A 22,210-nucleotide genomic window follows, 5' to 3' on the forward strand; every position below is an offset into this window, starting at 1 on the left:
CCGATGGCGTCCCCCGCCCGCGAACGGGACGGGGGATACGCGCATCAGGCCTTTTGCTTGGTCTTGGCCTTCATTCCGCCCAGACCGAATTTTTCCATCAGCGAGCCGCTGTTCGACGCGCCGCCGCCACCGGCGGGTGCCTTTTCGTCGCCATTGGCCGCCATGATGGTGCGGGCCAGATCGCGCAGCACGGCCGATGCCTTGCTGGCGCGGTTGGCTTCGACGAAGACCTGCCCGACCTTGGCCGCCTGCGTCGCGGTCTTGACGTCCATCGGCATGATGAAATCGATCTTGCGCTCGATCGAGGCTTCGAAATCGGCCTTGCTGATTTCGCCCGCGCCGCTGGTGACGCGGTTGGCAACGACGATCGGCTTCATGTGCGAGGCATTGGTCGCCACCCACGAAAGAATGCGGATCGCATCGCGCGCGCCCGACAGGGTCAGTTCGGTCGCCAGCACGAACACATCGGCATCGGCCAGCACATGCGGGAAATTGATCAGCATGTTGCGCGGCAGATCGACGACGGTCATGTCGAAGGCCTGACGGAACTCCTCCTCAAGCTGCACAAAGGCGCTGCCATCGGTCATCAGCGGCGAATGGATCGGCGCTTCGGACGAGAGGACCGAGAGATTGTCGTTCGCCCGCACCATCGCGCGTTCGATGAACAGGCCGTCGATGCGCGAGGGATTCTCGATCGCGTCCGAAAGGCCGCGGCCAGGCTCCAGATCCATCGTCAGTGCGCCAGTGCCGAAATGCACGTCGAGGTCGAGCAGCGCGGTCGGAAGCTTGTGTTCGGCGCTGAACAGCCACGCGAGCGATGTGGCGATGGTCGATGCGCCGACCCCGCCGCGAGTGCCGACAATGGCACTGATGATATGGTTGCGCGTGACCGAGGCGTCGGCCGACTGGCGCGGCGCGCTCAGCACGCTTTGTGCCTGCAGCAGCGAATCGCGCAGCGCTTCCTCGCTCAGCGGTTTCAGCAGATAGTCCTGCAGCCCGCTGGCGGTAAGGTCGCGATAGAGGCGCACGTCATTGATCTGGCCGACCGCGATCACCACCGTGCCGGGTTCGCAAACCTCGGCCAGCGCGTTGATGTCGGACAGCGGGTCGCCGCATTCCGACAGGTCGACCAGCAGGATTTGCGGGCTGGCCGAAACCGACAGGGTCTGCACTGCATTGCGAAGCCCGCCCATGTTGCATTTTTCATGCGGCATGTTGAGGTTCGAGACGGTTGTGCGGACCACTTCCATGGTCGCTTCGTCGCTGACGAAGGCGGCAAACGAATCGCGCTCGCCCATTCCGGATGACATCTGGTTCATCAAAGCTTCTCCTTCGCGAGTCCGTTAATTGCCGCCGCCGCCGCCGCCGCCGCTGCCGCCGCCACCGCTGGTGGAGGAGACATTGGGCAGGCCGCCTTCGCCGGTGGGCGCTTGCTGGCGATAGCTGTCGATGGCCTTGGTCGAGCTCATCACCACGGTCTCGCCCGTGCCCTTCTGGCCCGTCAGCAAGTCTTCGGGGTTGGCGATCATCGCGGCGAGATTGGTGTTCACCGAACAGCCGAAACCGTCGCTGGTCGCGTTATTCGGATTGAAATCGCTCTTGTCCGTCCAGCGCGGGCAGTTTTCGACCGCTGCGGTCGAACGCGTCACGACGACGCGGGCGACGCCGGGGCCGGCCTGTCCTTCGGTTACGGGCGGCGCTTCCGACAGGATGATGCCCTGCCGGTCGGCCAGCGACATCAGATCAGCCTTGGCCGCGGGGCCGATATTGGTGGTGTCGACCGAAACCTTGTCGCCATAGGACAGGTCCATCGCTTCCCACCAACCGGCAAGGCGGCTTTGTTCGCCGATCGGAACGCCCGAGGAGCTGGTCATGACGTCGAACACGTAATTGGTGCGCGACACGACCGGCTGGTGCACCGAATTCAGCGAGCGGTTCGAGGCCGTTCCGCCGACGCAGCCCGCAAGGGCGGCCGAGGCGCCGAGCAGAAGCGCGGCGGTTGCCGATTTGCGCGCAGTGATGGTCTTGATCATCTTGGTCACCTTGCTGCTCCTGCGATCAGAAGTTGAAGCCGGGCTTGGCATCGCCGGCATCGGCGCTGCGAACCGGGGCGGCTTGCTGCGGGATGGAATTCATGCCGACGACGGGGCCGGTCGGGGCCGCTTCGCTGGCGCTGGGCATCGGACGGCGCACGCCGCCGGTTTCGCCGTCGGACTGCATGCCCATCAGATGGCCCAGCATGGTCGGGTTCTTATAGCCGTCGGTCGGCAGGGCGATGTCCTTGGCATCGACCGGCTTCACCAGATAGGGCGTGACCACGATCACCAGTTCGGATTCGCCGCGACGGAAGCTGGTCGAGCGGAACAGATTGCCCAGGATCGGCAGATCGCCCACCCCGGGGGTCTTGTCGATGGTGCTGTTCGAATAATTCGACAGCAGGCCGCCGATCATGAAGCTTTGTCCCGAACCCAGTTCCACCGTCGTTTCGGCGCGGCGGGTGGTCAGGGCAGGCACTTCGAAACCTTCCAGCGTGACCGAACCCGCGCTCGACAGTTCCGACACTTCGGGACGGACGCGGATCGAGATGCGGCCATTGGCCAGCACGGTCGGCGTATACGCAAGGCTGACGCCGTATTTCTTATACTCGATGGCCACGGTGCCAAGGCCCTGGCTCATCGGGATCGGAAATTCGCCGCCCGCAAGGAATTCGGCGGTTTCGCCCGAAAGCGCGGTCAGGTTCGGCTGGGCCAGAGTGGTGACCAGACCGTCTTGTTCGCCAAGATCCAGCGCGCCCGCGATGTCGAGCCCGAGGAACTTGCCGAAGCCTGCGATGGTGCTGCCGCTGCCATTGCCGGTGACGAGGCTTGCGCCGTCCGAAGCTTCGGTTCCGCCGGCAAATACACCGCCGCCCACGCTCCATTGCGGCAGGAAGCCGTCGCGGCCCTGCGACAGGCCGAATTTGAATCCGCTGGTGCCGTCATAGGTGGCAAGGTTCACGCCCATGGCGCGGACCAGCGTGCGGCTCACCTCGGCAAAGCGCACATGCAGGCTGACCTGCAGCGGCGTCGCCAGTTTCAGGCGGCTGATCACATTGACGCCATCGCCCACGAATGCGGCGACAAGGCGTTCCGCCTCGGCAGCGTCTTCGGGGGCCGCGACGGTGCCGGTCAGCAGGACCGTGTTGTTCATGGTCGCGGTCGAGATCTTGGCTTCGGGCATCGCAAGGCCCAGCATCTGGTCGATGCTGTCGATATTGGTGCCCACGCGCACATTGGCCGACCAGATGATCGCGCCGTTCGCGTCGCTGGCATAGACGGTGGTTTCGCCGCCTGCCTTGCCGAACAGATAGATCTGGTTGGTCGATTTGACCTGAACGTCGGCGACGTTTTCGTCGGCGATGAAGATGTCGGCCATCCGGCCGCCCACATTGACCAACTGGCCGCGACCGATCGACAGCACGATCTGGTCGGCAGGCGTCGGCATGGTCTGCGCGGTCGCGGTGGTCGCGATGCCCGCGGGGCCGATCGGCGCCAGGACGGTGGCAGTGAGCACGAGGCCCGAAAGCAGGCGGCGTTTCATCTTATGTCCCCCCTTGGACACATTGTTACGGTTCTTGATCACGGCTTGCGCGCTCCCGTCGAGGTCGTTCACTTGCCGGCCGGCACGATGACGGTGTTGTTGCCGCGGCTGACGCGAACGACAGGTCCGGTCGGGCGGGCAGCGGCGGGTGCGGCTGCGGTCGCGACGCCCGTGTCGCCGCCGCTGCTCTTGGCCGTCGGCATATAGCGCGACTGGAAGCGCGATACGTCGCCGCCGGTCTGGAAGGTGGTTCGGCCTTCCTGCGGGCGGTTCATCGCCAGTTGCAGGATTTCCTCTTCTTCCTCGGGCGAGGCGCCTTCGGGCACGACCAGCTCACCCGATGCGATGGCGCGGTCGAGTTCGGCGCGGTTGTCCGCGATCGAGCGCAGGGCCAGCGACAGCGTGCCGACTTCCTGTGCGACATAGATTTTCTCGGCAATGCGCGGGGTGGCCTCGATCGTGACGGTGCGGAACTTGGTCACGACGGTCTTGCCGTCCACCTGCTGGGTCTCGGTCGACTGGTCGGTCGCCAGAACGCGCAGGTTGCGCAGCACGGTTTCGGTGGCGTTGAAGCCGGGCTCGTCGCGGCCGCCGCCGATCGCCTGCGTCAGCAGCAGGTCAACGCGGTCACCCGGGAAGACAAAGCCCGCGACACCGGTTTTTTCCGACACGGTCACGGTCACGGCGCGCATGCCCGGCCCAAGAGCGGCAGCCAGAAAGCCGCGATCGCCGGGCTGCACCAGCGTGCCCTTGGTCAGCGGCTGGCCAGCGGTAACGGGGAAGCGCGCGACAGTGCCGAGCAGCTTTTGCATATCGGCCTCGCCCTCGACGAAATAGGCGTCCTGCACCATTTCCTTGGGCCACATCTTGAACTGCAGCGCATCGGCCGTGATGATCGTGCCGACGGGCAGGGCGCGCTGGGCGACCAGCACGCGCGGACCTTCGGGTTCGGCCACGGCGGCCTCTGCCTGCGGGGCGGAGCCCCCGGCGAACATGCTGCGCGCCATCAGCGCGGTACCCACCGCGACGACCAGCGCGACTGCCAGCAGGATCAGCTTCTTCTTGTCCATGGCCTTAAAGCCCCTTCGTCAATCCAATGGGGGTTTCGCCCCCGTCCGTGCTGCCAGACTCACCGGCAATGGTTAAAATCAGGTCAAAACGACCCGCACATCAGGCAAAATTCGTCGAAGAACCGGAAAATGCGGTGTGAACGGCGGGTCCGTAACGGATCGCGAACATCACCAGCATCACCAGCGCGGCCGAAACGCCGTATGGCGTAGAGCGCGCTTCCACCTTGCGCCCTTCGCGTCGCGCGCGGCGCACGCCGCGCCATACGATCAGCGTGGCCACGCCGTTGACGATCATGGTCAACAGCACGACCATCATGAAAAGCGAGGGTTCGAGCCACAGGGCCAGCGCGGTGAACAGCTTTACGTCGCCGCCGCCCATCTGGCCGATCTTGAACAGCACCGCGCCGAAGACGAACCAGCCCACGGCCAGCGCCAGCTGGATCGCGATGCCGGGCCAAAGCGGCAGGCCGCTGGCGATCCAGAACAACGGCGCGGCGATGGCGATGGCCCCCGTCAACCGGTTGGTGATCTTGCGATGCCGCAGGTCGGTAATGCCTGCGTAAAGCACCGCGATTGCCAAGGCTGCGAGCAATCCGTAAGCGATAAGTTGCGTGTTCATGTCCAACCGGAACCCCCTGATCGAGGGCCGGTTTAAAGGGCAGGACTTACCAAACAGTAACCATGCCCGCGAAGATGTCGTTACCCAAGTGAACCCGCTGCCTTGACCCGCTTTTCTGTCGATCCTGCCGCCGCGCGCCGCGCCATTCCCGCCCATGCGCGCGAATCGGTATGGCATGCGGCCGACGGGCACGCGATCCGCCGGATCGACTGGCCCGAACCGGCGGATTCGCGCGGCGTGCTGCTGTTTCTGGGCGGGCGCGGCGACGCGTATGAGAAATATCTGGAGACGCTGGAATACTGGTTCGGCGAAGGGTGGCGCGTGACCGCGGTCGACTGGCGCGGGCAAGGCGGATCGGGGCGGCTGGGCGATGACGAGGCGACCGGCCATATCGGCGATTTCGCCCATTGGATCGACGATCTGCGCGGGTTCTGGCGTGACTGGCGCGCCGAATCGCCCGATGCGCCCTGTGCCGTGATCGGCCATTCGATGGGCGGGCAGCTGGCCTTGCGCGGCGTGGCAGAGGGGGCGGCCTGTCCCGATGCTTTGGTGCTGGTCGCGCCGATGCTGGGTTTTGCAGGGCCGCCGCTGCCGCCATGGATGTGGCACGCAGCAGCGCATCTGATGGCGTCGCTGGGCGCGGCGAGCAGGCCCGCGTGGAAGGCGGGCGAGAAGCCCGGCCAGCCCGCCGCGATGCGCCAGTCGATCCTGACCCATGATGTCAGCCGGTACGAGGACGAGCTGTTCTGGCGCAACGAACGCCCGCAATTGCGGCTGGGCGCGCCCAGCTGGGGCTGGGTCGAACGTGCTGCCGAATCGATGCGCCGCACCGCGCGGGCCGATGTGCTGGCGCGGGTGACATTGCCGGTGCTGATCCTTGGCACCAGCGCCGACCGGCTGGTCAGTGAACGGGCCATCCGCCGCGCCGCGCGCCTGCTGCCCGATGCCCGTCTGGTGGAATTCGGGGCAGAGGCCGCGCATGAGATTCTTCGCGAGAGCGATCCCGTTCGCGACCGCGCCCTTGCCGAGATCGACGGGTTTCTTGCCGCGCAACTGTCTGTAGAAGGCGGGGCATGAGCGGGACTTACGATATTGCGATCGTCGGCGCGGGCATGGCCGGTGCCAGCCTTGCCGCCAGCCTTGCGGGCGAGGCTTCGGTTATCATGATCGAGGCCGAGGATGCGCCCGGCTATCACAGCACCGGACGTTCGGCCGCGTTCTGGGAAGAAACCTATGGCGGGCCGGAGATTTTTCCGCTGACGGTGGGCAGCGGCCCCTATCTGCGCGAAGGCGGATTTCTTACCCAGCGCGGTGTGCTCCATATCGGCCGCGCAGGGGACGAGGGCGCGATCGACGCCTTTATGGCGCGGTTTCAGGCACTGGGCGCGGACATCGCCAAGCTGGGCCGCGATAGTCTGGTGGAGATCGTGCCGGGCCTGAAACCCGAATGGGTGCACGGCACATGGAGCGAAGGCTGCGCCGATATCGACGTGGCGGCGCTGCATGCGCATTTCCTGTCGCGCGCCAGGGCGCAGGGCGCGATGCTGAAAACCGGTGCGCGGCTGAAATCGGCAGAGCGCGGAGCCGATGGCTGGACGCTGGCTATCGGGCATGGCGACACGGTGCGGGCTTGTATTCTGGTCAATGCCGGGGGCGCATGGGCGGACGAGATTGCCGGCATCGCCGGTGCGCGGCCGGTCGGCATCACGCCGCTGCGCCGCACGGTGGTGCAATTGCGCTGCCAGCCTGCCGCTCCCGCCGCGCTGCCACTGGTGCTCGACATTCAGGAAAGCTTCTACTTTAAGCCCGAGAGCGGGCGCCTGTGGCTAAGCCCGCATGACGAAACGCCCACGCCCCCTTGCGATGCCGCGCCCGAGGAGCTGGATGTCGCCGTCGCTATCGACCGGCTGGAACATGCGGTCGACTGGAAGGTAGAGGCGGTGGAGCGCAAATGGGCGGGGCTGCGCAGCTTTTCTCCCGATCGCGCGCCCGTTTACGGCTTCGATCCCGAGGTTGCGGGCTTTTTCTGGTGCGCGGGGCAGGGCGGTTTCGGTATCCAGACATCGCCTGCCGCCGCCGACATGGCCGCCGCCATGCTGCTGGGGCGCGATGCGACGGGTCCGGCCACGGGGATCGACCCGACACCCTATCGCGTCGACCGTTTTCGATAGGGGCGGCCAAGCGGGGTTGCACCGGCGAATCGCACTGCTATCAAGGTAATGCAGATTTCCTGAAGGCCAATGACGGGAGTACGTAATGGCGCATCGCTTCGAAATCCGGCAGAACAAGAAGGGCGAGTATGTCGCCTATTTCTGCTATAACTCCGAAACCATGTTCTGGACCGAGGGCTATACTTCGAAAGCCAGTGCCAAGAATGCGATCGAATCCATTCTGAAGAACGGCCCCGGTGCCGAAGTGGTCGATACCACGACCTGAGCCGACCGGCTTATGGAGGCCGGAGCGTGACCGTTCCGTTCCGGCCCCAACCCTTAGCTGAAAAAGTCAGGCATTCGCGCATAGGCCGGTCGCGACAATGCGGTGGTTCGCTGCGAGACTGACCACTTCTTAGCACGACGATTCAAAGTGCCCCGTCGGCCGGTGGCGAACTGAAAGGTCGTGGTAACGCTATCGGGAAGACTGGCAAGACCCGATGGCGGGTCAAATTCTCGTTTCGCCGCCACAGTCTAGAACGTCAAAGCTGCCTCGACGCGAACCGTTCTTGAAAACTCGGGCCGGGCGTAAAAATATCCGTCGTCTGACACACCGCTATCGAACGAACCGTTGCGGGGATTTCCCTCGGTCAGGGCCAATGCGTCGGTTAAATTGGTGACATGCACGCCCATCTCGATCCTGTCGGTCAAGAGCGCGCGGAGGTTGAGGCCGATCAACAGATAGGCGGGCAGCGCCTGTGCGTTGGCGATGTCGGCATAGCGTTTGGAGAAATATTCGCCCGTCATTTCGACCCGCAGACGGTCCTTCACCAGCGCGATGCCCGGCACCGCCCGCAGGGACAGGCGCGGCACGCGGATCAGGCGATTGCCGGAAAAGTCGCGCTCCACCGGCTGGCCATCCACCAGCTGGGTGAAGGCAAAATTGCGATAGCGCGCATCCTGCAACGTCGCCTGCATGACCAGATCGAACGGTCCTGCAGGGTCCCAAACCGCCTCCAGCTCGGCTCCGACGGTGCGGGTGTCGGCAATCTCGGTCGTTTCGACATAGGTGTTGGTTCCGGTGTCGAAGCGGAAATCGCTGAAAGGAAGGCGCTGGAAGTGGGTGCTGAACAGTGTGGCGGACACGTCGAATGTGTCGCCTGCAAGGTTGAGGCCCAGTTCCGTCATGGCGATCGGCACTGTCTGCTGATCGGTGCGCAGCGGCGCGGTGTTGAAATTGCTGGCGCTGGGAAGCCGGAAGCTGTGCGTATAGCGGGCGAACACACCCAGCTGGGGCGACAGTTCATAATTCCCGCCGATCGACCAGCCAAAACCGCTGTCGCTGCGCCGAAGCCGAACGAGGGAACCGTCGGGCACAAGTAACTGGTCATCCGCCAGCGTCGTCGGGTCGCCAAGGTCGACCAAGGTCTGGCCAGCGACCTTCCCGTCGATGCGGTTCACTTCCCACCGCACCCCGAAATCGACGCGCATGTCGGGCGACAGGCGCCATTCATCGGATGCATGGACCGCCAGCGCGTCAACCGCCATGCGCGCGGCATCGAAAAGCGAGCCGTAACGCTGCACCCCGCCATCGGTATAGCGCCCCGTAACCGCCCCGCGGGCATCGAGCGCGACGGCGTCGATCAATCGCGCCTCGTCCGCCAGTTCCATCAGCAAGGTGCCCATGTAACGCTCGAAGCGATAGGCGTAATGCGCCGCTCCTATACCCAGCGCGACATCGTGGCGTCCGGCCGCCTGCAGCGTGGAGGTCAATCTTGTTTCGGCCAGAACCTCGTCCAGCGGCACGGAAACGGCGAGAAGATTGCCGCCCGTCACCAGCGCATTGGCCGCATCGGGAAATTCCGCCCCGTCCAGAGCATAGCGCAGCGCCAGTTCCGCCATATCGGGAAAAGCGGCCTGCATCCGGTCTTCGATGGTCGCAAGATAGGCCGCGCCCGTCATCGGCGTGCCGGTGGGGAACAGCGCATTGCGCGCGGTATCGCTGCTACGCCAGCGCAGCCCGCCATGCCATTCGCTGCCACCGCCCAGACGGGCCGTGCCGCGCAGGGTGATCGCCGTCAGCCTGGTATGCGTCGCTTCGGACAAGTCGAAATCGGTCGGAACGCGCCCGTTGTAAAGCGGGAGAGTCTGCGTCTCCGGACCGGCCAGCGAATCGTGCAGCGGGTCGAAACCGGCAACCGGTTCCGGCTTGCCATCTTTGCCCAGACGAAGCGGCACGGGCAGGTAAAAGGTCACCCGGTCGTCCAGATGGCGCACATCCAGCGACAGGCTGTTGCCCGCGCCGCGATAATCCAGCGCGAATCGGATCTGCCCGCCGCTGTCGGCGGTATAGCCCGGCGGCCTCCGGCCTCCGTCGCTGCGAAAGAAACCGCCCGCGACGATACCCCATTCGTCCGAGAGGCGGAGTGCGTGATAGCCGTCGAAGCGGAGGAAGCCGTTGTCTCCGCCCGTCAGCGTGACGCGGCCGCCCTGTTCGTCGAGGCCGGATCGGGTGATGAAATTGACGACGCCGCCCGGCGCATTGGGCATGAACAGGCTGGCCGGTCCGCCGCGCACCGCCTCTACGCGCGCGACCGTATCGTCGATGCGGAAAGACTGGTCGGTGTTCAGATATCCCAGCGCCCCGTCATATTGCACCGGAATATTGTTTTCGGCGAAGGCGATGGCCGAAAAGCCGTCAGTCGGGATTCCCCGCGAGCGAATATTATTGCCCGCCTCTCCGCCTGAGGACTCGACCCAGAATCCGGGCACTTGCTGGAACAGCGCGGCAGTCGATAGCGGCGCGGACATGTCCAGCCCGTCTCGCGGGATGGAAGTCAGCGCATAGCTCATTTCACTGGCGGCAACGGGCACATCCACGGCTCGGCCCGTCACCACGATGTCGACTGGTGGCGGTGGAGCAGGCACGGGCGGTCGTGGTGCCGCCGCCGGCTGCGGGCGGGGGCGGGCAGCGCGCCGCACCGGCGCCGCGCGCAGGGTAATGCGCCGTGCATCGCGGGTCGCTACGGCCAGCCCCTGACCTTCCAGCAGTCGGTCCAGCGCGGCGGTCGCTGTCATGCGACCCTTCAGGGCGGGGCTTCGCTTCCTCTCGGCAGCGTCATAGGGGAACAGGATCTGCACGCCCGCCTGCCGCGCGAACAGCTGCAAAGCGCTGGCCAGATCGCCCGCCGGAATGTCGAATTCCAGCAGTCCTTCCTGCGCATGAGCAGGCGCGGGAAGCGCGCACAGGGCAATGCCCGAACAAAGCTGCAGGCCAAAGGCAAGAGCATAGGCGGGGGAAAGGGCACGCGACGCATTGCGCACTGGGCCAGGCATCGTGTGCCCCTATCCGGCCTTTGGGTCAGTATCGTGTCAGTAACGCGCCCGGTTCAGCGCGCCACATCGATCCGGATGGCATTGCCGATGGCCAGCAAATCGCCCGATCCAGACCGGATGCGCAGATGCACTGGATGCGTTCCGGCAGCCAGATCGACTTCCACTCCCGCCGAGGCATCGGCAATCGGCAATCTGGCGACAAGCGTGCCGCCATCATGGAATTCGATCACGCTTCCCGCAGGCACCTCAACATCCGGCAGCAATCGCACGAGGGGTCCGGCAAGCTGCAACGTTCCGCCCATGCGCGCGGATTGCCCTTCGCCCATGGCCGAAAAATCGGCGTGCAGGGGGAGGACGGACGGATCGACCGCGACAAAACTGCGACCCATGCGGATGCCGTCGAACAGTGCCTGCGGCGTCAGGTCCTGCGCCTCGACAATGGTAACTGGCGCGCCCACCGCGCCCAGATCATGGACATCGGGATCGTGATTGTCGCTTCCCCCCAGCGGGGTCAGGGCGAAACCCTCCGCTTGCAGCTTCGTCCAGAACGGAATGGCAGAGACTATCCCTTCCGCATTGCGGTCAGCCGATGCCAGAGACGACCCGTTCACCAGTTCCAACGCGTCAGCCTTGGCATAGTCGACATTGTCCATCGTCCAACCGCAGCCCATGCAGATTTCGCCGCTGGGAAGGGCGGGATGGTTGATCGATACGATGCCACCCAGCTCGTGCACCCTGTCGGCAATCTGGTCGAACCCGATTGCACCTTCCTTGGTGATGCGGAAATCGATCGGGCTGGTGATGCCGAAAATATTGAAATGGCCGAAAAACGTCGTGATCTCGCGCCCGGGGATCAGCAGGGTGCGATCGAAATATGCCTGCGCCTCGTAAAGCGCGCCCGCGTGGCTGGTGGTATTGTGTTCGGTGATCGCGATGAAGTCCAGATCGCGTGCCCTTGCCGCCTCGACCGTGCGGAACAGCGGGCATGGCACGCGCCTTCCGGCCTCGCTGTCGCAGGAACCGTCGCTATGGCCGGTGTGCATATGCAGATCGCCGCGATACCAGCCGGGCCCGCGTCCTGCGGTTGGCGCCGGAGGCATTTGCGCCTCTGCCCCATGCAGGAACCATATCCGCGCGCTCCAGTGCGCCGTCACGCCCTGCCTGATATTGGGGACCGCCAGCGACAGCGCCCATTCGCCTGCGTCGATCGGGCCCGCCAGATAGGATGGCGTCGCATCGCTGCGTGCGATGGTGAAACTGGGCTTGTTGCCGCCGCTTGCCCCGCGAAACCCGTGCATGTCCTCTATGCCAAGGTCGATGACGGTCTTTTCCTCGCGCCCGTCATAGTCGAAGGCGACCACCAGACGGTCCACCCCTTCGGGCATGGTGAACGGGGCGCGCTGATAGCTTTGGTGATCCTCGCCCGTGATCCTGCCGGTCAGGGTGAGATCGGCGTCGCGAACGGGAAGGGCCCGCGCCTCCTGCGCAGAGGCGGCGACAGGCGCAAGTGCGCCGCCGGTCAGAACCGGCAGCGCCGCCAGCGCCCATGCTTCGAACAAAAGTGCCGACCCGAAGGCCGGCACTCTTTCCATCCATCGGGCAAGCATCAGAACCGGAAGCTCAGCGATGCCCGGACCGTGCGGCCGAACACCGGACGCGCAAGGAAATATTCCGAATTCGCATCGCCTGCGTCGAACGATCCGGCGCGCGGATTACCCTCGGTCAGGCCAAGCTCGTCCGTCAGGTTCATGATGTTGAGGCCGAGCACGATATTCTCCGTAACCTCGCCCCGCGCATTGATGTTAAGCTGCGTATAGGATGGCAGCGTCTGGTTGTTGGCGATATCGGGATAACGCTTGGTGTAATGTTCCACTTCCAGTTCGGCGCGCAGGCGGCCGTCGAACAGGTTGACACCCGGCACGGCGCGCAGGGCCAGCTGCGGCACGCGGATCAGCTGGTTGCCATCGTAATCGACGACATTGCCGCCCTGATCCGTATAGGTGAAGCCCTTGTACTGCGGATCCTGCCATGTCGCCTGAAGCGCGAAATCGAAGAACTCCACCGGCTTTACCAGCGCTTCCAGTTCAACGCCCCATGTCTCGGTATCGGCGATCACGACCTGCGGATCGTCGTACTGGTTCGTTTCTTCGTTGAAGCGGTAATTGGTAAAGCTGACGCCTTCGAACTTCGAGTAGAAACCGGTGGCGAACAGGTTGAAGACATCGCTGCCATATTTGAAGCCGAGCTCGGCCATCTTGATCGGCACCGAACGCTGGTCGGTGCGGGTCGGATTGCCGTTGTATTCGCCGGCGCTGGGCAGGCGGAACGTATCGGTATAGCGCGCGAAAACGCCCGCATAGCGCGAGAACTGGTAATTCACGCCGACGGTCCAGCCCCAGTCGTCGAAGGACTGGTCGACCGTGGTATAGGCGCCGCTGCCGGTCAGCACATTATCATCGGCCAGGGTGCTGTCATCGCCAAGGCTGACGGTCGTCTTTTGCGCGACCACGCCCTTGATGCTGGTGCGTTCCCAGCGGGCCGCGGCGTCGATCCGCAGTTCCGGCGTGACCTGCCATTCGTCGCCGCCATAAATGGCGAAGTTTTCCGCCCCCATTGATACGTTGTCATAGATCGAGCCATAGCGCAGGAAGCCATTGTCGGTGACCGAACCCACCACTTCGCCATTGGCATCGAGCGCCACCACATCGACGAAGCGGGCATTGCCCTGCACGTCTAGCAGCGTTGTCCCCATATACCGGTCGAAACGATAATCGGCGCTGCCATAGGTCATGCCCAGCGCGAGATTATGGGTGCCGGCTGCCTCGATATCCGCGACAAGGCGATTGTCGGTGATGATTTCCTCGATCGGAACCGAAACGGACAGCAGATTGCCGCCGACAACCAGCCCGTTGCCGTTCGTTGCCGACGTCAGCACTGCGCCGTCGCTGACATAGCGGGCCTGCAGTTCGCTCGCGCCCGGAAATGCGGCCAGCGCGCCCGAAAGCGATGCCAGATAATCGTCAAGCGGCGTCACATTGCCGGTGGGGAACACGGCGTTGCGCAGGATGTCGGCATCCTTGTAGCGGGTTTTCGATTCCAGTGTGACGACATCGCCCAGCGCCAGCGAACCGGTCAGCGTAACCTGCGTGAGCTGGGTGTGCGTGCCTTCTGACAGGTCGAAATCATAGGGCTGGCCCACATTCAGGATATCGACACGGCGCGTATCGCCGCCTGCCAGAGTGTCCGAGCGCGAGTCGAAGCCCGGTACGTCGGTAATGTCGCCATCCTCGTCATAGGTCAGCGGCACCGGCAGGTAGAACGGGACCTTGTCGTCGATATGTTTCACATCCAGCGCAAAGCTGTTGCGACCGTCGTCATAGTCGATCGTGCCGCGGATCTGGCCGCCCTTTTCGGCCTTGAAACCCATGTCGCGCATGCCGTCGCTTTCGCGATAAAATCCGCCGACGAACACGCCCCAGCTGTCGCCAAGGCTGGTCCCGTAATAGGCATCGACCCGGTTCAGCCCGTAATCGCCCCATGTGTATTTCACGAGGCCGCCGGGATTGTCGCTGCCCTTGCGGGTGATGAAATTGACTACGCCGCCCGGAGCATTTGGCGCATAGATCGAAGCGGGGCCGCCGCGCACCGCTTCGACACGGGCGATCGTCTCATCGAAACGGAACGACTGGTCGGCATTCAGATAGCCGAGCCCGCCGTCATATTGCACCGAAATGCCGTTTTCATGCAACGAGACCGAGGAATAGCCGTCGGTCGGAATGCCGCGTGCGCGGACATTGTTCGAACCCTCGCCGCCCGAGGATTCCACCCAGAAGCCCGGGACCAGCTTGAAAGTCTCCGCCGCCGAGACGGGGTTGGTTACCCGCAGCGCCTCGTCGCTCAGCGTGGTGATGGCATAGCTGGCTTCGGCCTTGCGCAATTCCGCACCGCCTGCACGGCCGGTCACGATAATCTCGTCGAATCCGCCGCCCCGCTGTCCTTCGCTCGCCGCGTCCTCCTGCGGTGGAGAGGCTTCCTGTGCGAAGGCGGGAACGGCCAGAGCCGCCGCCAGGGAAATGGCCGAAACCGCGATAGACTGCTTTTTCATAAAACCCCCATGAGGTGAAATCCGTTCACGGGCGTCCCTGCTTCAGACACGACTTACCCGCGTCCGGAATCGCGCTGCGCATTGCTGCGCGCGCGCCGGATGGCGGCACTGCCGGGCCTGTGTTTGAACACCCTGCCCCCAAGACGGAGGCGGACGGGAATTCCGCTATCGCGGCTGCAAAATTTTTTGGCAGGGAGCGCACGGGAAGGCTCCCGGCCCTCCATCGGCGCGGATTTCTATTGCTGGTACAGCAGGATAGAGGAATCGCCGCGCCTGCTTTCGATCCCGAAACCGTCGTTCAGGCTTTGCAGGAAACCGGACGGATCCTCGGTGCGGAAACGCCCGCCCAGCCGGATGGCACCGATCGCCGGATCGGCCAGCCGGATCGGCTCCGACAAATAGCGGTTGAACTCGTCCAGAGCGTCGGCAAGTTCCATGCCGTCGAAAATGATCTCGCCGCGCTGCCATGCATCGGCCTGCGCTCGCTCCTCGCTGCTCAGCGGCGCCTTGGTATAGCCCGACGCATCGCCGGTCAGCACTTCGTTCGCCCGCAGCGTTTCGGCAAAGCCGTTCGTCCCGCTGACGACGGCCGTACCCGCCATGACCGCAAGGCGGGGGCCCTGATCGAACAGGCGAAGATTATAGGCGCCGCCCGCCAGTTCAGCGCGGATCGTGGCGGCATGCAGCACCGCGCGCGATGCCCCTTCGCCAGCCAGCTGGAGCGCGACCTCGCCCTTTTCGACCCAGACTTCGAGCGTGTCGCCAATACGCCAGGCGATCTCTGTTCCGGTGTTGAGATTGGCCAGCGCACCGCCCGGCAGGCGCAATATGCGCCGCTCGCCAATGCCGGTGGCGGCGGAATCGCGCCGCGTTTGCATCCAATAGCCGGTACCCGCGACCATGGCGGCGACGGCCGCGGCAAGCCCGGTAACCGCCGTGCGGCGGTTCATGCCCGGCCATGCCGGAGCGGCTTCCTCAACAGCGGTGGAATCCGGCGTGGGATCGGGGGGCGCAGCAGGCTCTTCGGCCGCAGCCGCCCAGCGAAGGTCGCCCGATTGCTTCCACGTGGCGGCCATTTGCGCAAAAACGGAAGCATGGCGCGGATCGCTGTTCCGCCAGGCATCGAAGTCGGCGGGATCCGCCGAGCCGGCATCCAGCCGGACGAGCCAACCGGCGGCCGTCGCCGCTATTTCGTCCCGTGATTTCGCATCGTGCGACATTCGTCAGCGGGTTCCGTTACGCGTGTTTCGTCGGTGCCGTGGCCATCAACGGATTGCCATTTGGCCAGCAGACGAAGACCTTTGGACAAATGCTTCTCCAAGGTCGAGACGGAAATTTCCATCTTTGCCGCTACTTCGCGAGGCGAAAGATTTTCGATCTTACGCAAATGCACCGCTTCACGGCAACGTTCGGGAAGGTTTTCGAAATGGCCCGCCATGCGTTGCAGATCGTCCCGCGCGATGGCGATGCGGTCCGGCAGAGGCTGTTCGTCCACCGGCTCCAGCGCCTGAAGCGATATTGACCGGTCGAGTTGCACGACCTGCGCCTTGCGAAAGCGTTCCACTGCCTCGTTGTGGATGACGCGCATGGTGAATGCGTGCGGATTGGCGATTTCCGCCCAGTTGGTCAGGCGGAACAGGCGGGCATAGGCCTCTTGCACCAGATCTTCTGCTTCGTCGCGATCGCCGGTCAGCCGCATGGCATAGGCGCGATGTTTCGACTGAAAGACGAAGACCCGGTCGGCGAACCATTGGTCGATTGGACGGAGCCAGGCCATTCCGCACCTCAAAAGCGTGTTTCCGCGCGCCGGATAGGTGGCCAAGGTGACAGTTTGCAGTCATGCGCGTCGTGCCGAGCCGTTTTTTGCCAGGCGCAATAGGCCCGTCCCGCCGGCAAAGCCCCCACCTGCCGCGCCGGAGCAGTTGGCTAAAGCCGGTTTGCAATAAGTTTTGAACGGATGGCAAGCGGACCGGCAAAGGCAAGATGGCCTAGCCGATCGAATCCTTTTTATACTCCCGATTGGCTTCGTATGCTTCGACTTCCAGCGGCATGTCGGCATGTCCATATTCGAGAAGCTGCTTCATATACTCCTCGACATAATCGCCGAAACTGTCGGCCCGTTCGATTTGCGCGACATGCACCAGTTCATGGGCCAGGCTGGGACGGTCGAGCGTGAAGCCGTTGCGCACCCAGATCGTGTAGCCAAATGCCTGGGCATTATTGGTGATGCCAGGCCCGATAAAGCCGAGATTCTCGCCGATTTTTCGCATCTCCTCGTCCTCGTTCGGGAACGGGACGGCGTCAGCATAGACCAGACGCACTTTTTCGGGATGCTCGATCCCGATCAGACTGGCGAGCTCGATCTGTGTCGCCGTTAGCGGCGTTCCCTGTTCCAGTCCCTCGGCTTCCACAGTGCTCGACCATGCGACATATTTCGCTAGAAAACCGGCGTATCCATCATCCTCTTCACCAGGACGCTGATCGGTGGCTTCGGACAGGGTGTCACCAGCGGATGCACTTGCTCCAGACGGCAGGCTTGCGGCTATTATGGCGCTTGCTGTTATCGCCCTCCAGATGGCTGCATGCCGCATCCGAAGACCATTGGCCTTGTCCCGAAGCTTGCAAAAATTCGTCATCTGGCAGTCCCTGTTCAAGCGTAGAGCAAAGCTCTGGACGGTGGTGATGGCCCGGCGCCGACCACATATCGGTCATAGATGTGCACGGGAAAACGACGGCTGCGATAGGCGGCGGCAACGGGTTCGCAGATATGTCCGGGGCGGACGATCCGTTTCCCATCCGCTCCGCATAGGCGGATAACCGGCTGCTTCGCAATGTTCGCCAAACACCGGCGCGGGTTATTGTGCCCGGTTTGCTGGCTGATTTGGCCTGCGCTCGAATGTGGGCAAACGACAGGGTTTGCTCTGCGGTCAGATCTGGACCGGTATCGTCAGAACCGCGGTGAAAGTGCCGTTACGCTCGAAGCTGAGCGAGCCGCCATTGGCAGCGACCGCTCTTTTCGCAATGGCAAGACCCAGCCCCGTTCCGGCCGTGCTGCGCGCGGCATTTCCGCGAGTGAAGGGGGCGGTTATGCGTGCCTCCTCTTCGATGGCAAAGCCGGGGCCATTGTCCGAAATGCGCAGCTCGACCGCATCTTTCATCCGCAGGGCATCGATTGTCACCGGTTGTGCGCCATGAACCACGCCATTGCGCACGATATTGCAAATCCCGCGGGTCAGAGCCTCGGGGCGTGCGGGCAGATACAGCTCTGCGGGGCAGTTTACGGCAACCCTTTCCTCAGCGTCGGCGCGCGAGACGGCGTTGGCGATGAGCGAGAGAAGCGCGACATGTGCGACCGGTTCATCGTCGAAACCGCGAGCGAAATCGAAAAACTGGCTCAGCATCGCGTCGAGCGTATCGACCTGCCGGTCGCATGTTTCGAGCAGATCTGGCTCTTCGCCGCCCATCATGGCGATCGACAGGCGAAGCTTGGCAAGCGGCGTGCGCAGGTCATGGCTTATCCCTGCCAGCATGATCTCGCGTTCGCGCTCGACTGCGCTCAGCCTGTCGCTCATGCGGTTGAACGATGCGGATAGCCTGGCAACTTCTGTCGGGCCGTCTTCGGGCAGATGTTCGAGCGGGTGCTGCGGATCGAAGCTGTCAGCGGCGCGTGCTACTTTTTCCAGAGGGGCCGAAAGGCGCTTCTGGACCAGATACCCTGCAATCGCGGCGGCTATGAGCGTGATCACGATCACGAGGCTGAGCGTCGTGATCGGTGTCCACAGGCGCGGGCTTTCCAGTGCCATCCAGTATTTTTCGTCCGCAAGCCTGATACGAAGCCATAGCCTCTGGTTCGCATCCATCTGCCACGATATCGGCCCCTGCTCCTCCAGCCGGTCCGAGAGCATGCGCAAATAGGCACGTTCCAGAAGGCGCGGGCGGTGCCCTTCCCCCTTAGGTTCCGCGCTGTCGGGCAGGATGATAACCGACTTCTGGCGGGCATATTGCGCGACCACCTCAGCCCGTCGATCCGCTGGGACAGCCTCAAGCGTCAGCGAGAGATTGACCACCATGTCGGCCACGATGGAAGTTGCGCGGTCAAGTTGCGGACGGATGATGAAAGCCGAAAACGCAAGCCCCGCGGCAAGCTGGGCCATCAGCACCATTACGACAAGCAGCGTAAAGTTTCGGCCGAAGAGCGAGCGCAACATTACTCGGCGCCGGTGGCCAGCATGTAACCGCTGCCCCAGATCGTGCGTACCCATCGCGGGTCCTGCGGATCGTCGCCAATCGCCTTCCTGAGCCGCGCGATGGCGACATCGATCGCCCGGTCGGTCACTTCGGCATCGCGTCCGATAGCCCGCTCGACAAGCGTCGCGCGCGACAATGTGCGGCCCCGTGCCTGCGCCAGCGCGGCCAATAGCGCGAACTCTCGCGAGGAAAGAGCGATTTGTGCGCCATCCCGGGTCAGGCAATGCCCGCTTATATCAAGGCGATAGGGCCCGAAGACGACCATGTCTTCGCCTGACGCCACGGCAGGCCCCATCCGCCTGAGGATCGCGGACAGGCGAGCGACAAGTTCGCGCGGGAGGAACGGCTTGGCCAGATAGTCGTCACAACCCATTTCAAGGCCCAGCACCCTGTCCACCGGATCGCCCCGAGCCGTCAGCATCAGGATCGGCACGTTTTCTCCCGCCGCGCGCAGGCGGCGCGTCAGGGCAAGGCCGTCCTCGCCCGGCATCATCAGGTCCAGCACGATGATATCCACCGGTTGGCGGGCAAGTTCGCGGTCCATCTCGTCCCCGCCGCTTGCGGTGCGCACCTTGAAACCGTGTTCGCCCAGAAAGCGCTGCAGGAGGCTCCGCAATTCGGGATCGTCATCGACGACCAGCACGCGCGCGGGTTTCGTTTCGGGAGGGGCTGTCGATGTCATCGGCCCTCTTTTGCCATGCCTCTACCAAAGGCGCGAGACGAAGATGTTTCGAAATGTGACGAGAAGGCCGGTCTGTAATCACCGGTAGCAAATCGGCCTTCCCGCGACATTCCCGCGATACATCCATGTGGTGAAACGGGCCCGTCAGCAGGGCCGATGTGGTCCTGCCCCATGAAGAGCAGGAGTTACCGCAATGAAAACCATCAGGATCATGAGCGCCGTTGCAGCAATGTCGGCCGTACTGGCCGCCGGTGCCGCCGATGCGCAGGTGCGCGTCAAGGCACGCGGCAGCAATGGCACCGTGACTGCCACAAAGAACGCAGCGGGCGGCGCGGCGGTGCGCGGCCGGGGCCGCGTACAGAACGATGACGGGTCGACGACTGTCGCCAGTGGCGGCGCGCGGCGGACTGCACAGGGCGGCAGGGCCGCTCGCGCCGGAACCGCAACCTATGACGAAGCCACGGGCGCATATTCCGCGCAGCGCGGCGCGGCGGTGCAGACCGCTACGGGTGCGACGGCAAACAGGCAGTCAAGCACGAGCGGCACGCGCGGCGAAGGCTGGAACCGCAGCGGCTCCGCCAGTGCCAGCGGCGAACGCGGAAGCGCTGCGACAAGCAGCGATTTCTCTCGCAATGCAGATGGATCGTGGAGCGGTGGCAGCGAGACGAGCGTGACCGGCAATGCGTCAGGCAACACCTATAATGGCGCGACGACCATCGATCCCGATACCGGAAAGCCCGTGCATAGCCATTCGTGCAGCAATGCAAACGGCGAACCCGTCGCCTGCCCGACCCGCTGACCCCATACAAACCTCTCCACACGCCTCACCGAACGCATGGCTCCGTCCGCTCTGGCCGTCCCGTACACTCCCGCCCGGGCCTGCGGGGGGAGTCATGCACCCGGAACAAGATGACATGGAAACAGACATGAAGATTGCTCTCTCCCTTGGCGCCAGCGCGTTCCTGCTGGCTCTCGCCACACCTGCCGCTGCGCAGGACGGCACCCGCATGATGGACCAGATGGCCAAGGCCGATTCCGATCATGACGGCAAAATCTCGAAGGCCGAGTTCGTAAGCTACCGGTCCCAGCAGTTCGATCGTCTGGATCGCGACGGGAACGGCGTACTCGACGATGGCGATATGCCGCGCATGGCGAAGGCTGCCCGCATGATCAAGGAACGCACCGCCGGCCTGGATGCCGACGGCAACGGCGTCATTTCGCGCAGCGAGTTCGACAACGGGGCCACCACCGCGTTCGACATGGCCGATGCCAACCGTGACGGCTATGTCACCAGTCAGGAGCTCGATGCGGCACGCGCGACGCTCCAGAACACGTCGAAGAACCGGTGACTAACATTGGCCTTATGGACGGGGCGGGCGAGTTTCGTCCGCTCATCCTCTTGTTGGTCCTGTCGGTCGCCCTGTTTGAATTCGGGTGGCGGCGCTGGGCATCTCGGAGGGGGTATGACCTGCGCGCGGCGGCGGCGAGCATGGGTGTCATGCTGCTGGGTATAGTCCCCAAACAGATCGGCGGGGTGGTGACGGGGTTTGTCCTGTTCGGTGCCCAAGAGATGGCGCCGTGGCACCTGCCCATGAATGACTGGCGGGTCTGGGCCGCCTGCTTCATCGGGGTCGAACTTGCCTATTACTGGTTCCATCGTTTCAGCCACACCGTGCGCTGGTTCTGGGCCAATCACGCGGTTCATCATTCCTCTAACGAGTTCGTCCTGCCCAGCGCCTACCGTCTCGGCTGGTTCGGCACGCTGATGGGGAGCTGGCTGTTCTTCGTACCGCTCGTGCTTGTCGGCTTTCCTCCTCTGATGGTGGCGGGACTGCTGGGGACCAACCTGCTTTACCAGCTGTTCCTCCATACAGAACTTGTCGGCCGGCTCGGTTGGTTTGAATATTTGCTCAACACACCGTCCCACCACCGGTGTCACCACAGCAGGGAAAGCGAATATCTGGACTGCAACTTCGGCGGCGTGGTTATCGTATTCGATCGCCTGTTCGGTACATTCCGTGCAGAGCGCAAGGATCGCCGTCCGGATTACGGCCTTGTCCATCGGCTGGACAGCCGCAATCCGTTCTGGATCGGTCTGCACGAGCTTGCGGCGATCTGGCAGGATGTAAGGCTGGCGCGAGACTTGCGTGAGGTAGCCGCGATCCTTTTTTCGTCGCCCGGCCACAGCAAGGCGCTGGCGACCGCCATTCGCCAGTCGCGATCAGGGAAAGAACTGCACTCTGCCAAACAGGATGCATAAGGGCGCGCGACCAATCGCCCTCATTCCGGTCGCATCAGGCTGTCGGGGCTCGCATAAGCTGCGCAGCGAAGATATTGAAAATCTTCAATTTTGATTGGAATGATGCTCTCATAAGCTGTCGCTGCTATACCCCCATAAGTTGGCGCGGGGTAAAATACAAA

19 protein-coding genes and 1 pseudogene are annotated in these 22,210 nt (G+C 63.7%); 6 read left to right on the forward strand and 14 right to left on the reverse strand.

Annotated elements, in window-relative coordinates; all coding sequences use genetic code 11:
- Window positions 1–44: 44 nt before the first annotated feature.
- From LOZ74_RS02920 to LOZ74_RS02940, 5 genes are all read right to left on the reverse strand, one after another.
- Window positions 45–1,319, reverse strand: coding sequence for a pilus assembly protein CpaE (locus tag LOZ74_RS02920; RefSeq protein WP_230292818.1), 1,275 nt, complete (start codon window positions 1,317–1,319; stop codon window positions 45–47).
- 24 nt (window positions 1,320–1,343) lie between these two features.
- Window positions 1,344–2,033 (reverse strand): CpaD family pilus assembly lipoprotein, encoded by a 690-nt coding sequence (locus LOZ74_RS02925; protein ID WP_230293795.1) that lies wholly within the window; start codon window positions 2,031–2,033, stop codon window positions 1,344–1,346.
- 25 nt (window positions 2,034–2,058) lie between these two features.
- On the reverse strand, window positions 2,059–3,579 hold the full coding sequence (locus tag LOZ74_RS02930; RefSeq protein WP_230292819.1) for a type II and III secretion system protein family protein: 1,521 nt from the start codon (window positions 3,577–3,579) through the stop codon (window positions 2,059–2,061).
- Between the two features lie 68 nt (window positions 3,580–3,647).
- Window positions 3,648–4,649: a Flp pilus assembly protein CpaB gene (gene cpaB / locus LOZ74_RS02935; RefSeq protein WP_230278936.1), complete on the reverse strand. Its 1,002-nt coding sequence runs from the start codon at window positions 4,647–4,649 to the stop codon at window positions 3,648–3,650.
- A 100-nt stretch (window positions 4,650–4,749) separates the two neighbouring features.
- Window positions 4,750–5,268, reverse strand: a complete 519-nt coding sequence (locus LOZ74_RS02940) for a prepilin peptidase (RefSeq protein WP_230292820.1) — start codon at window positions 5,266–5,268, stop codon at window positions 4,750–4,752.
- A 102-nt stretch (window positions 5,269–5,370) separates the two neighbouring features.
- On the opposite strand from LOZ74_RS02940, the gene LOZ74_RS02945 reads away from it, so the two are divergent.
- From LOZ74_RS02945 to LOZ74_RS02955, 3 genes are all read left to right on the forward strand, one after another.
- Window positions 5,371–6,345, forward strand: a complete 975-nt coding sequence (locus LOZ74_RS02945; protein ID WP_230292821.1) for an alpha/beta fold hydrolase — start codon at window positions 5,371–5,373, stop codon at window positions 6,343–6,345.
- Complete coding sequence (locus tag LOZ74_RS02950; RefSeq protein ID WP_230292822.1) at window positions 6,342–7,439, forward strand: FAD-binding oxidoreductase; 1,098 nt, start codon at window positions 6,342–6,344, stop codon at window positions 7,437–7,439. The genes LOZ74_RS02945 and LOZ74_RS02950 overlap by 4 nt, the downstream gene beginning before the upstream one ends.
- 85 nt (window positions 7,440–7,524) lie before the next feature.
- A complete protein-coding gene (locus LOZ74_RS02955) occupies window positions 7,525–7,704 on the forward strand; it encodes a DUF1508 domain-containing protein (RefSeq protein ID WP_230278932.1) in 180 nt (59 codons plus the stop codon).
- A gap of 248 nt (window positions 7,705–7,952) precedes the next feature.
- On the opposite strand, the gene LOZ74_RS02960 is transcribed toward LOZ74_RS02955, so the two are convergent.
- The 9 genes and pseudogenes from LOZ74_RS02960 to LOZ74_RS02995 all read right to left on the reverse strand — a co-directional run bounded on the left by LOZ74_RS02960 (window position 7,953) and on the right by LOZ74_RS02995 (window position 19,789).
- A complete protein-coding gene (locus tag LOZ74_RS02960) occupies window positions 7,953–10,754 on the reverse strand; it encodes a TonB-dependent receptor (protein WP_230292823.1) in 2,802 nt (933 codons plus the stop codon).
- 53 nt (window positions 10,755–10,807) lie between these two features.
- Complete coding sequence (locus LOZ74_RS02965) at window positions 10,808–12,346, reverse strand: CehA/McbA family metallohydrolase (RefSeq protein WP_230292824.1); 1,539 nt, start codon at window positions 12,344–12,346, stop codon at window positions 10,808–10,810.
- Between the two features lie 14 nt (window positions 12,347–12,360).
- Window positions 12,361–14,859: a TonB-dependent receptor gene (locus tag LOZ74_RS02970; protein ID WP_230292825.1), complete on the reverse strand. Its 2,499-nt coding sequence runs from the start codon at window positions 14,857–14,859 to the stop codon at window positions 12,361–12,363.
- 236 nt (window positions 14,860–15,095) lie between these two features.
- Window positions 15,096–15,935 carry a FecR family protein gene (locus LOZ74_RS02975; RefSeq protein ID WP_230292826.1) on the reverse strand — a complete coding sequence of 280 codons (840 nt, stop codon included), beginning with the start codon at window positions 15,933–15,935 and terminating at the stop codon, window positions 15,096–15,098.
- A gap of 3 nt (window positions 15,936–15,938) precedes the next feature.
- Window positions 15,939–16,079, reverse strand: a pseudogene (locus tag LOZ74_RS18275) (FecR/PupR family sigma factor regulator); the annotation flags it as partial.
- Window positions 16,046–16,636 carry an RNA polymerase sigma factor gene (locus LOZ74_RS02980; RefSeq protein WP_230292827.1) on the reverse strand — a complete coding sequence of 197 codons (591 nt, stop codon included), beginning with the start codon at window positions 16,634–16,636 and terminating at the stop codon, window positions 16,046–16,048. The gene LOZ74_RS02980 and the pseudogene LOZ74_RS18275, both read right to left, overlap by 34 nt.
- A gap of 211 nt (window positions 16,637–16,847) precedes the next feature.
- The gene (locus LOZ74_RS02985) at window positions 16,848–17,495 is read right to left on the reverse strand and encodes a hypothetical protein (RefSeq protein ID WP_230292828.1); all 648 of its coding nucleotides are present in this window, start codon (window positions 17,493–17,495) and stop codon (window positions 16,848–16,850) included.
- Window positions 17,496–17,786: 291 nt separating this feature from the next.
- On the reverse strand, window positions 17,787–19,067 hold the full coding sequence (locus LOZ74_RS02990) for an ATP-binding protein (protein WP_230292829.1): 1,281 nt from the start codon (window positions 19,065–19,067) through the stop codon (window positions 17,787–17,789).
- Window positions 19,067–19,789, reverse strand: a complete 723-nt coding sequence (locus tag LOZ74_RS02995) for a response regulator (protein ID WP_230292830.1) — start codon at window positions 19,787–19,789, stop codon at window positions 19,067–19,069. Before LOZ74_RS02995 ends, LOZ74_RS02990 begins: the two co-directional genes overlap by 1 nt.
- A 193-nt stretch (window positions 19,790–19,982) precedes the next feature.
- On the opposite strand from LOZ74_RS02995, the gene LOZ74_RS03000 reads away from it, so the two are divergent.
- From LOZ74_RS03000 to LOZ74_RS03010, 3 genes are all read left to right on the forward strand, one after another.
- Window positions 19,983–20,588, forward strand: a complete 606-nt coding sequence (locus LOZ74_RS03000; RefSeq protein ID WP_230292831.1) for a hypothetical protein — start codon at window positions 19,983–19,985, stop codon at window positions 20,586–20,588.
- A gap of 127 nt (window positions 20,589–20,715) precedes the next feature.
- A complete protein-coding gene (locus LOZ74_RS03005; protein ID WP_230292832.1) occupies window positions 20,716–21,138 on the forward strand; it encodes an EF-hand domain-containing protein in 423 nt (140 codons plus the stop codon).
- Between the two features lie 14 nt (window positions 21,139–21,152).
- Entirely contained in the window at window positions 21,153–22,049 is an 897-nt protein-coding gene (locus tag LOZ74_RS03010) for a sterol desaturase family protein (RefSeq protein WP_230292833.1), read from the forward strand.
- The last annotated feature ends 161 nt before the right edge of the window (window positions 22,050–22,210 follow it).

Origin of the sequence: Croceicoccus sp. Ery5, assembly GCF_020985325.1 — a bacterium.
GTDB lineage: Bacteria > Pseudomonadota > Alphaproteobacteria > Sphingomonadales > Sphingomonadaceae > Croceicoccus.